Here is a 10209-nt window from a genome sequence, read left to right on the forward strand (position 1 = left end):
TATGGTATGACTTTCACAGACTGTAACTCTTTTGCCATAACGAGATAATAAAGCAGCGGCAGTCAAGCCACCAATGCCGCTACCAATGACAATGACATCTACATTGCGATCGCTCATTTGTTAACCTGTATTACTTCGATATACTATAGCGGTTAACTATTTTCAATTGTCTCTATTATCCATAGAGCAAATAAAAACTAATTCTGATTTCATTAACTAGGTAGATAAAGCATTTTTGCAATATATTTTCATCGCTAAGATAAGCACCCTTGCAAAAACTTTATTTTAGCAGCATCTAGTTTTGTGAATCTTGACTTTTGTAGGACTGAGATTATGGTAAATCAAAACCTAGAAGACACGCTAGATAGAATTAGGCGAGAGACTCCTAGTGTATATGACTTACTAATCAGTCGCTACGAGATATTATTTGATGTCTTACACGCAAAGCGAACTCAAAGAAATATTAAATTTCGCAAACAGTTATGGAAATTCATCAATACTTTAGTCTGTAGTACATGGAAATTAATAGTAGGTGAAACCCGTTGGGAAAAAGTAGCTTTTATAATTCTTTTTATTTTACTACTAGTAGGACGAGGATTTAGCTATTACAACATATTTATCAACGAACCAAACAAAGCATGGTATGTGTTGATTTGGTTGGTAGCGTGGACTTCTCTTTGGCTTTTTAAATTATGTAGGGGCTTCAAACGAAAAACACAGAGAGACAATAAATCGGAACTAGTTCACAGATTCTTGAAAAGAAATAAGCGGAAAGCTAAAATAGATTTAGTAGTGATTCATGAATTATGCTCGGTCGCTCATATTTCAACTTTAGATTTCGTTTTAGCAGAAATAAAAGAGTTGATAGACGAAAGACAAGCACAAGACGAAGTTTATATTTCATCGTTGCCAATCTTATCTCTATTTTCCGTTCTTCTAGTATTTCCAGTGCTAGGTGACTTTATAAAAGCTTTTGGCGGTACTCTGTTTTTTGGTGCAGTTGTAGGAGTACCAGGGTTTATACTCCTAGTTAATCAAACCAATAACTTTACTACAAAATGGGGAATACAACGTGGAATTATTTTTGCACTAAAGCGAAGTGCATTTTTATTAGAACAAGCGAAGAGTATTCTAGAAAATATTAAAGAATAAATAAATTTGCTTAGGATGCTGAGAATCTTATTAACAAAATTTAACAAATTAAGGTGAGGCAAAGCTCTCCTGCTGCTTGAGTTGCAAAACATTATCACAAAGACCGCGCTCGCCCAGACAAATAGGCGGATACACTTGGATTGTCATAAAGGGTTTAATGAAAATAAGCCAAAATAGATCGAAGAATCGCCAAATTCTAAGACTGCTGCGAGTAAGGTAATGGACTAAACTGTGGAAATACAACCGAACAGTGAAACTAGCCGCTATAACTTCACAATCTGCTGATGGCTGAGCCAATAATCGAACTCAAGGGTGTAAGTAAATCATTTGGTAGCAACCTGGTTTTAGATCGAGTCGATCTGACGATCTATAAGGGAGAAGCTTTAGCCATCATTGGTCCTTCCGGTACGGGAAAATCGACAATTCTCCGGTTGTTAGCAGGATTATTGACTCCTGATGAGGGAGAAATTTACGTCAAAGGACAGATGCGAGAAGGCTTAATTGAAGATAAAGCAGACCCAATCGGGATTGGGATGGTGTTTCAACAAGCGGCTTTATTTGACTCGCTGACGGTAGAAGAAAATGTCGGCTTTTTCTTGTACCAACACAGTCAATTGTCGCGCCAGCGAATTCGAGACTTGGTAAACCACAGCTTGGATATGGTGGGTTTACCAGGGATCGGCGATCGCTATCCGGCAGAGTTATCGGGAGGGATGCGCAAGCGGGTGAGTTTTGCCCGCGCGATTATTTCTAACCCCGACAACCTCAAAGATCGATCGGAAGTTTTACTTTATGACGAACCGACGGCGGGACTCGATCCAATTGCTTCGACTGTGATTGAAGACTTGATTCGTCAGTTGCAATGCTTGGCAGGAGTTTGTAACACCTACGCGATCGTCACCCATCAAGACAGTACCATCCGCCGTACAGCCGATCGCATTATCTTTCTCTATCAAGGTAAATTTCAGTGGGAGGGAACGGTGGACGATATCAACAAGACAGATCATCCAATGGTGCGACAGTTTTTCAGTGGCAAAGTCGAAGGACCAATTCAGGTAATTGGTTAGCAGGGGTGCAATACAATGCGCCTGAATCAGTGAATCGAGGAGAAAACGATGCGATCGCGTGCAGTTAGAGAAGGTTCGGTGGGTTTATTGTTATTGCTAGGAATGGGAATATTTATTGCCGTCTTCCTATGGATTAGAGGCTTAACTGTAGGTGAGAGAAGCTACAGCTTTAAAGTTGAATTCCCTAGAGTCAACGGTTTACTAGAAGGAGCAGCGGTAAGATATCGAGGCGTAACAGTCGGTAGGATTGCCAGTATTCGTCCGCGAGTTAATGGCGTAGAAGTGACTGTAGAGGTTTCTCCAGCCAATGTTGTGATTGCTCGCGATGCAATTATCGAAGCAAACCAGTCGGGATTTTTGGGTGAAGTGAGCGTCGATATTACACCTCAAAGAGAAGTCCCAACAGAACAAGTTACCGCTAGAGCGCTCGATCCTAAATGCGATCGCGCTTTGATTGTCTGCAACGGTTCCCGTCTCACTGGTGAAATTGGCGTTAGCACTGACGAATTAATTCGCTTTACTACCCGCTTTGCTAGCGTCTACAGCAATGAAGAACTCTATAAAAATATTAATGCGGCGATCGAAAACACTTCAATTGTTGCCGCCGATGTGTCTCGACTGACTCGCGAACTCACGACATTAACCAAAACGACACGACAGCAGTTGAATAACCTTTCAATCACAGCCGATCGAATTACAGCCACGACAAATAAAACCGCCAGTCAATTTGGAGCCACAGCCGATCGAGTTCGATTGACAGCAGAACAAGCAAACGATTTAATTGCTAATCTCAATCGTCTCGTCACTGAAAATCGCACTTCCCTGGTCGCTACTTTAGACAATCTCACCCAAACAAGCAAACAACTCCGTTCTAGCGTCGAAACTCTCACACCCACCGTTAACCGCGTGACCCAAGGACAGCTTATAGAAAATTTAGAAACTCTCACAGCCAATGCTGCTGAAGCTTCAACTAATTTACGCGATGCTTCTAAAGCGCTAAATAGTCCTAGTAATGTCTTGGCACTACAACAAACCTTAGATTCTGCGCGGGTAACATTTCAAAACGCCCAGAAAATTACCTCCGACTTGGACGAACTCACGGGAGATCCTTCATTTCGGGACAGCATTCGCCAACTGATCGAAGGCTTGAGTGGTTTAGTCTCTTCTACACAGCAGGTAGAACAGCAAGTTCAAGTCGCTAATACGCTCGATAGCGTGAGGGAGTCGGCAGTCGTTGGGGGACAAGGGGGACAAGGGGGACAAGGAGGACAAGGGGGACAAGGAAGTTTTGCCCTCGCTCCTCACGCTGGACTTCGTTCCGCTTCGCTAACGCTCCTCGTCCCTCGTTCAGAGACTCCCCAATGGTTGCTGAAACTCAAGGAAAGCGTAAAACAGGACAAGTAAAGTCAAGGCTAATCAGCTCCAATCTTCTTCGTCTCTAACTGCATTTTGGTAGATGGAGCTAGTAGCATGAATTTGACGGGTTTTTTCGTATAAAGTATCTTCCGTTAAATTCCATCTCTGCATGACTGCGTCTAGGTCTGATTGGATGTCTCTAGCTCCAGGGAAGCCGCGATAACGAATTCGCAGTCGTGCTAGTTCTGCCAAATTGTAATCGCTGACGGGATCGGTTTGCAGGCGATCGACGATCGCGCGATCGCGTCTGTACAAAGGATGTTGTTGGTCTTTGGTTTCTAAATTGGCATTCATAGAATAGACGCAATGTTTACGGGCTGTATTCCACCTCCAGCTATGATATTAGGAAAATGGTGGGTATTAACTGCGTGCATCGCCTGAATTCCCAAGTTGGCACGGTTCAACAGATCTGCTTCTGTCCCGATAACTCGACCGCTACTGTCGAGAATCGAGTGGTTGAAGTTAAAGCCATTTAAATTGAACGCTACGCTACAAATTCCCGCAGTGGCAAACCAGATTCCTATTGTAGGTAAGGCAGCTAGGAGAAAGTGAAAGGCACGATGATTTCTACTAGCAAACCAAGGAACTAAAAGCCGTCCTAGAAAACCATAGTGTCCTGCCAAGTAGTGATAAGTCATTTGCGACTGACCTAATTTATATCCCGCATTGACAGATTCATGCTCGTAAGTTTGGCGGATGAGGGTAGAAGTTACGAGAGAACCGTGCAAAGCACTCAAAAGCGTGCCACCAAAAACTCCCGCTACCCCTAACATGTGGAAAGGATGCATGAGAATGTTGTGGTCTGCTTGGACTGCCAACATAAAATTGAACGTGCCAGCAATTCCCAAAGGAAGTCCATCGGCAAAGCTACCCTGACCGATGGGATAGACCAGCAATACTGCTGTGGCGGCGGCAGCTGGCGCAGAGAAAGCTACAGCAGTCCAAGGACGCATACCCAAGCGATAGCTTACTTCCCACAGTCGTCCCAAGTAACACCATATGCCGATGAGAAAGTGGAGTACGATCAGTTGGTAGGGACCGCCGTTATAAAGCCATTCATCCATAGATGCGGCTTCCCAGATCGGGTAAAAATGCAGCGCGATCGCCGCTGAAGTTGGTATGACTGCGGCTGTAATTAAGTTATTTCCACCCATCAGCGAACCGATAACAGGCTCTCTGATCCCATCTAAATCCACAGATGGGGCGATCGCAAAAGCAAGCATAAAACAAATGCTAGCTGTCAGTAAGGTGGGAATCATCAGTACGCCAAACCAACCAATGTAAATTCGATTGTCAGTACTTGTGACCCACTCGCAAAATCGATTCCATACTTTAGCAATTTCTAATCCCGGTCGCCGTTGAACAATAGTGTTCATAACGTCCTCCTAGCAAAAATCTATCTAAAGAGATAGATGCTATCCTCTGCCGCTGTTGACTGATTTAGATTCCTTGCGCCTTATAGAAATACTGATGCTGTAGTGCGATCGACTTTCTACACGCGATCGCTGTTTTGGCATCCGAGCAAATTGATTTTCAAGACCGTACCGTACAACTTTCTGAGTCAATTTTAGAAAAAATTTGCTGGCTGTTAGAATTTTAGTTAAATATCTTTAAACGGCTGTAAGAAAGGCAAAAAATAAATAGAGCTGTAAATAGACTCAGATCGTGACTGAACCAAAACCAGGGACGCTATACGTAGTTGGAACGCCAATCGGTAATTTAGAAGATATCAGCTTTCGTGCCGTGCGGATCTTGCAGTCGGTAGATGCGATCGCGGCGGAGGATACTCGCCATACGGGGAAATTATTGCACCATTTTCAAATTAAAACACCACAACTGAGTTATCACGAACACAACCGTAACAGCCGCATTCCCGAAATTATCGCTCAGTTACAAACAGGTAAAGCGATCGCTTTAGTGACAGATGCCGGAATGCCAGGGATCTCCGATCCTGGGTATGAGTTAGTTCAAGCTTGCGTCGAGGCAGAGATAACCGTTGTCCCGATTCCTGGTGCGAGTGCTGTAATTACGGCTTTGAGTGCGGCGGGTTTACCTACGGATCGGTTTGTGTTTGAGGGTTTTTTGCCAGCTAAGGGCAAACCCAGACGCGATCGCCTAGAGTTTTTGCAGACAGAATCCCGCACGATAATTTTATACGAAGCTCCGCATCGTTTGCGTCAAACTTTACAAGATTTAGCTACGGTATTTGGGGGAGAAAGACAAATTGTGCTGGCGCGAGAACTGACAAAATTATACGAAGAGTTGTGGCGGGGAACGATTGAGGCAGCGATCGCCCACTATCAACAAAAAGAACCACAAGGAGAATACACCCTAGTTGTAGCAGGCATGGAATGGGTGAAACCCCAGTTATCGGAAGTAGAAATTCAGGCAGAATTGCAAAAATTGATTTTAGCGGGAGTATCGCGATCGCAGGCTAGCCGTCAGTTGGCAAAGGCGACTTCTCTATCGCGCCAGGAAATCTATCAATTGGCTTTAGCAATTCCGAATTTGTCCCTGTCTGCATCACCGACACCAGACATCCAGAATGAATAAAGCCGCATCTAATATCGCACCTGCCTGTAGCTAGCTGGAGCTATTGGTCTAAACTAATCCTATGAGCGCTTTCAAGCGCCAACGCCGTTTCGCGAATCTTTGCCTCCTTTTTAAAGGGGGTTGGGGGATCGAAAGCGCCAATCGCGAATCTTTGCCCCTCTTTTTAAGGGGGGGTTGGGGGATCGGTGTCGCAAAATCGAAACGATCTGTAGTCTCAAGTGTGAGGAGTTTGAAAGATTTATGATGTCCGTTTTCGCTGCCACTGTGACATGCACGGCATGGATAGTCGGATCTGTCCTCTGGGTAGAACTCGTGCGGGATGCGTATCACGTCTTATCGCATCGAGTGCCATTTTTATATCGGCAGCACGTCTGGCATCATCGCGTCTTTCGCCGAGACTTGACTTTTGCGAGTGCCGAAATTTATTGCAAAGCACAGTGGCATAATGACTTGCCGGAATGCTTAGTCATGCTGCTACTTTCCTTCGGTGCGTGGTATCTCTGCTACTGGCAAACACCCACCTATCAGTGGGCAGCCTTGGCGGGAACTGCCTATACAATGATGTTTTTAGTAAGTTGTATCGCCCGTGGTAGTGGTAGCGAATGGGCAAGGGAAGCTACAGATTTAACTCATATGCCTGGTGCGTTTACTTCTCCTCCCGCACGCTGGTTTGTAAATCGTACCTATCACTGGCGACATCACTTTGATGATGACGATGCCTATTTTTGCGGTACTTTTACTTTGGTGGATAAGCTTATGGGTACAGCATTGGCACTGAAAGGAAAAACGATCGCGGTAACTGGTGCATCGGGAACGCTGGGGCGATCGCTATTATTACACCTCCACCAAGCAGGGGCAAAAGTCATTGCCCTGAGTTCTCAATCCGAACCCGTGACGCTAAGCGTTGACGGTAAAACACTAGCAGTTAAAACTGTATCGTGGCATGTAGGGCAAGAAGCCGAATTATCCCAGTTGTTAGAAAAAGTTGATATTTTAATCCTCAATCATGGCATCAACGTGCATGGCGAAAGAACGCCAGATGCGATCGCCAAATCTTATGAGGTTAACACTTTCTCCTCTTGGCGACTGATGGAAATGTTTCTCGCCACAGTTCGTACTAACGAAGATATTGCCACAAAAGAAGTATGGGTAAATACATCGGAAGCCGAAGTTAGTCCTGCTGTTAGCCCCTTATACGAGCTTTCCAAACGAACTTTAGGAGATTTAATAACTTTACGGCGGTTAGATGCTCCTTGTGTCATCCGCAAGTTGATTTTAGGTCCATTCAAAAGTAATTTAAATCCAATTGGAGTCATGAATAGCGATCGCGTTGCGAAACAAATTATTGCCCTAGCTCAGCGCGATGTTCGTAATATTATCGTGACAATCAACCCTTTGACTTACATCCTATTTCCGTTAAAAGAATTTTTTGTTTCGCTCTATTTCCGGTTGTTTAGCCGTTCTAGTAGTTTATTACGATCGGGCGATCGCTCTGAGTCAGCAAAAATTAAAGCAGGGATCGAACGATAGAGCGAAAAATTTTAATCCGTGAATTCTTTGTCAATCCTGTAGCTGGAGTAGGGAACCTGTAACCCTTCTGATGCTGGTTCTCGCCTCTATAGGTAGATGACTCTGTTGAACGACTATCAACGAATTTTTTATCGCTGACAAACTCGTCACTTTTTTACCCCAAGTTTGTCACCTACTTAGATTTAATCTTGAACCAGTGTAAAGAACCTTTGATTGTTTACATCTAGATACTTGGTAGTGGGGATAGAGGCTCTGTCGATGAAATTTTTCTGACATCAAGAGCTAGAAAGGGGGTATTTCATAGCAATTTCAAGTTGATTTTTGTGCCAATCGCTATACTCGCTTAAATGCTTCATTAGCTAATACTTTAGGGGTTGATAAATCCCCTAGAGCGATCGTATTTGCTGTTTTATACACTCACCCTACTCCATAGCTGCTATTTCACACGCGGATAGCGTTTGAATACAGGATCGCGCTGTGAGATTTTGAGACTTGTCACTAGCTTCAGTTGCACTACAAGTTAGGACTGATTACACCTGTAGAACTTCAAATTGCATTTGACTGAGAAAAATCAAGAATTTTGTATTTTTCATAAAACGATCGAGGAGATTTCTTCATGCGTCAGCTACTAGCTTCTGCAAGATATATCATGTTTCTGCCTGCATTATCTAATGTCTTAGCGGCATTGGTATTGATGATCTATAGCGCGAAACAAACCTTATTTGTTATTCTTGAACTTTTGAGTAAAACCCTCACGGTTGGAAAAGTCCCCAAAGCCACCCTTTTCAAAACTGCTATTAGCTTTATTGAGATAGTTGATATCATGCTCTTAGCTACTGTAATTTTGATTTGTGGTCTGGGTTTGTACGAGCTATTTATTGGTGGTTTAAAACTTCCAAGTTGGTTGTCAATTCGCAATCTGGATGACCTCAAAGAAAAACTCATTAAGTCAGTAATAGCTGTGATAGCCGTTCAGTTTCTTGTGGCAGTGGTGCATAATGATAGCAATTTGCTATCCTATGGTGCAGCAATATCTATGGTAACTGTTGCCTTGGCAGTTTTTACTAATTTATCGCATAGCACTAAGAAAAAGATTCAAGCCGAAGATGAGGTGTACAAGACAGAAAAAGTTATCAAACATGTTTTACATAGGCATCAAGATTCAGCAGATCATCTGCAAAATATCACATCAATTAATCCACAATCCGATCGCCGTGCTAGTTAGTGTTGTGTTCCAACGATCGCTCTTAGTAACCGTATAGCTCCCACAATTGCAAACTTGTAGAGGATAATTTACAAGTGAAAAAAATTTGAACCCAGATCCGCAAATAAATTTGGATCTGGGTTTAATCTCTTTGTGGGCTATGCAGATGCTAATTTTGTAGCACTCAAAGGTGTAATTGATTATAATAATGGTAAATAATACCATAATACAAGTCACGCATGACGATGCGTGTTTAAATGTCTGTGTAGGTAGCTAATTCTATTCGCCCAACTTCTATTCGCCCAAAGAACAAAACCCCATGATTACCACCCAATTACCAATTCCCCCTCATTTTGTACCAGAGAAAGTTGGCGAAGTCTGGCGCGTCCCTTATCAACAACGGGCAGCAGCGGCGCGAGAGTGGGCAAAAAAATATCAAATTAAATCAGTATCAGCAGATAAAACTCAAGTTTGTTTGCTACTAATTGACGTACAAAATACTTTTTGCATTCCCGATTTTGAATTATTTGTGGGTGGGCAATCCGGTACTGGGGCAGTAGAAGATAATCGAAGGCTCTGTGAATTTATTTATCGCAATTTAGGGACGATTAGCGCGATCGCACCGACACTAGATACTCACACAGCAATGCAGATTTTTCATCCAATCTTTTGGATTAACCAAGATGGAGAACATCCAACCCCATCTGCAACAAATATTACGCCTACAGATGTCGAACAAGGGGTTTGGCAAGTTAATCCTGCTGTAGTGTATAGTTTAAAATTAGACTACAGTACGCTCCAAAAACACGCTTTACATTACGTCAATCAACTGAGTCAGCATGGCAAATATCCCCTCACAGTTTGGTCTTATCATTCCATGTTAGGTGGCATCGGTCATGCTTTAGTTTCTGCGGTAGAAGAAGCGGTATTTTTCCATTGTATTGCCCGCGATAGTCAGACTCAGTTTGAAATTAAAGGTAATAATCCATTAACAGAAAACTATTCAGTTTTGCGTCCTGAAGTTCTTGACAGCGCAGACGGCAAACCAATTGCTCAAAAGAATTCTCGTTTAATTCAACAACTATTAGAATTTGATGCTGTCATTATTGCAGGTCAAGCTAAAAGCCATTGTGTTGCTTGGACAGTAGATGATTTATTAACTGAAATTCAGCAAGTCGATCCGAGTCTGGCTAAGAAAGTTTATTTATTAGAAGATTGTACTTCTGCCGTTGTCGTGCCTGGTGTAGTTGACTATACCGAACCAGCAAACGCGGCTTTTCAAAGGTT

At 43.1% G+C, this 10209-nt stretch carries 11 protein-coding genes; 7 read left to right on the plus strand and 4 right to left on the minus strand.

From position 1 onward, the window contains the following. Window positions 1-117 (minus strand): FAD-dependent oxidoreductase (locus tag ACRC32_RS03050; RefSeq protein WP_438552596.1); only part of this gene is annotated, 117 nt, incomplete at its 3' end. A gap of 216 nt (window positions 118-333) precedes the next feature. On the opposite strand from ACRC32_RS03050, the gene ACRC32_RS03055 reads away from it, so the two are divergent. The 3 genes from ACRC32_RS03055 to ACRC32_RS03065 all read left to right on the plus strand — a co-directional run bounded on the left by ACRC32_RS03055 (window position 334) and on the right by ACRC32_RS03065 (window position 3623). Beyond that, window positions 334-1152 (plus strand): hypothetical protein, encoded by an 819-nt coding sequence (locus ACRC32_RS03055; RefSeq protein ID WP_438552587.1) that lies wholly within the window; start codon window positions 334-336, stop codon window positions 1150-1152. A gap of 284 nt (window positions 1153-1436) precedes the next feature. Next, window positions 1437-2219: an ABC transporter ATP-binding protein gene (locus ACRC32_RS03060; RefSeq protein WP_438552588.1), complete on the plus strand. Its 783-nt coding sequence runs from the start codon at window positions 1437-1439 to the stop codon at window positions 2217-2219. Window positions 2220-2267: 48 nt separating this feature from the next. Then, window positions 2268-3623 (plus strand): MlaD family protein, encoded by a 1356-nt coding sequence (locus tag ACRC32_RS03065; protein ID WP_438552589.1) that lies wholly within the window; start codon window positions 2268-2270, stop codon window positions 3621-3623. A 12-nt stretch (window positions 3624-3635) separates the two neighbouring features. Here ACRC32_RS03065 and ACRC32_RS03070 read toward each other — a convergent pair whose 3' ends face one another. From ACRC32_RS03070 to ACRC32_RS03080, 3 genes are read right to left on the minus strand one after another with little or no spacing between them, the layout of a single operon-like run. Further along, window positions 3636-3929, minus strand: coding sequence for a DUF3288 family protein (locus ACRC32_RS03070; protein WP_438552590.1), 294 nt, complete (start codon window positions 3927-3929; stop codon window positions 3636-3638). Next, entirely contained in the window at window positions 3926-5011 is a 1086-nt protein-coding gene (locus ACRC32_RS03075; RefSeq protein WP_438552591.1) for a Photosystem Q(B) protein 1, read from the minus strand. Before ACRC32_RS03075 ends, ACRC32_RS03070 begins: the two co-directional genes overlap by 4 nt. A gap of 39 nt (window positions 5012-5050) precedes the next feature. Further along, window positions 5051-5200, minus strand: a complete 150-nt coding sequence (locus tag ACRC32_RS03080; RefSeq protein WP_438552592.1) for a hypothetical protein — start codon at window positions 5198-5200, stop codon at window positions 5051-5053. 97 nt (window positions 5201-5297) lie between these two features. Between ACRC32_RS03080 and rsmI the strand changes: the two genes are divergently transcribed. The 4 genes from rsmI to ACRC32_RS03100 form a co-directional block, all read left to right on the plus strand. Then, window positions 5298-6188, plus strand: a complete 891-nt coding sequence (gene rsmI, locus ACRC32_RS03085; RefSeq protein ID WP_438552597.1) for a 16S rRNA (cytidine(1402)-2'-O)-methyltransferase — start codon at window positions 5298-5300, stop codon at window positions 6186-6188. A 240-nt stretch (window positions 6189-6428) separates the two neighbouring features. After that, complete coding sequence (locus ACRC32_RS03090; RefSeq protein ID WP_438552593.1) at window positions 6429-7718, plus strand: bifunctional sterol desaturase/short chain dehydrogenase; 1290 nt, start codon at window positions 6429-6431, stop codon at window positions 7716-7718. A gap of 616 nt (window positions 7719-8334) precedes the next feature. Next, window positions 8335-8943, plus strand: a complete 609-nt coding sequence (locus tag ACRC32_RS03095) for a YqhA family protein (RefSeq protein ID WP_438552594.1) — start codon at window positions 8335-8337, stop codon at window positions 8941-8943. Window positions 8944-9241: 298 nt separating this feature from the next. After that, on the plus strand, window positions 9242-10209 hold a 968-nt coding region (locus ACRC32_RS03100; RefSeq protein ID WP_438552595.1), incomplete at its 3' end, for an isochorismatase.

This window comes from Chroococcidiopsis sp., assembly GCF_051657925.1.
Lineage (GTDB): Bacteria > Cyanobacteriota > Cyanobacteriia > Cyanobacteriales > Chroococcidiopsidaceae > Chroococcidiopsis.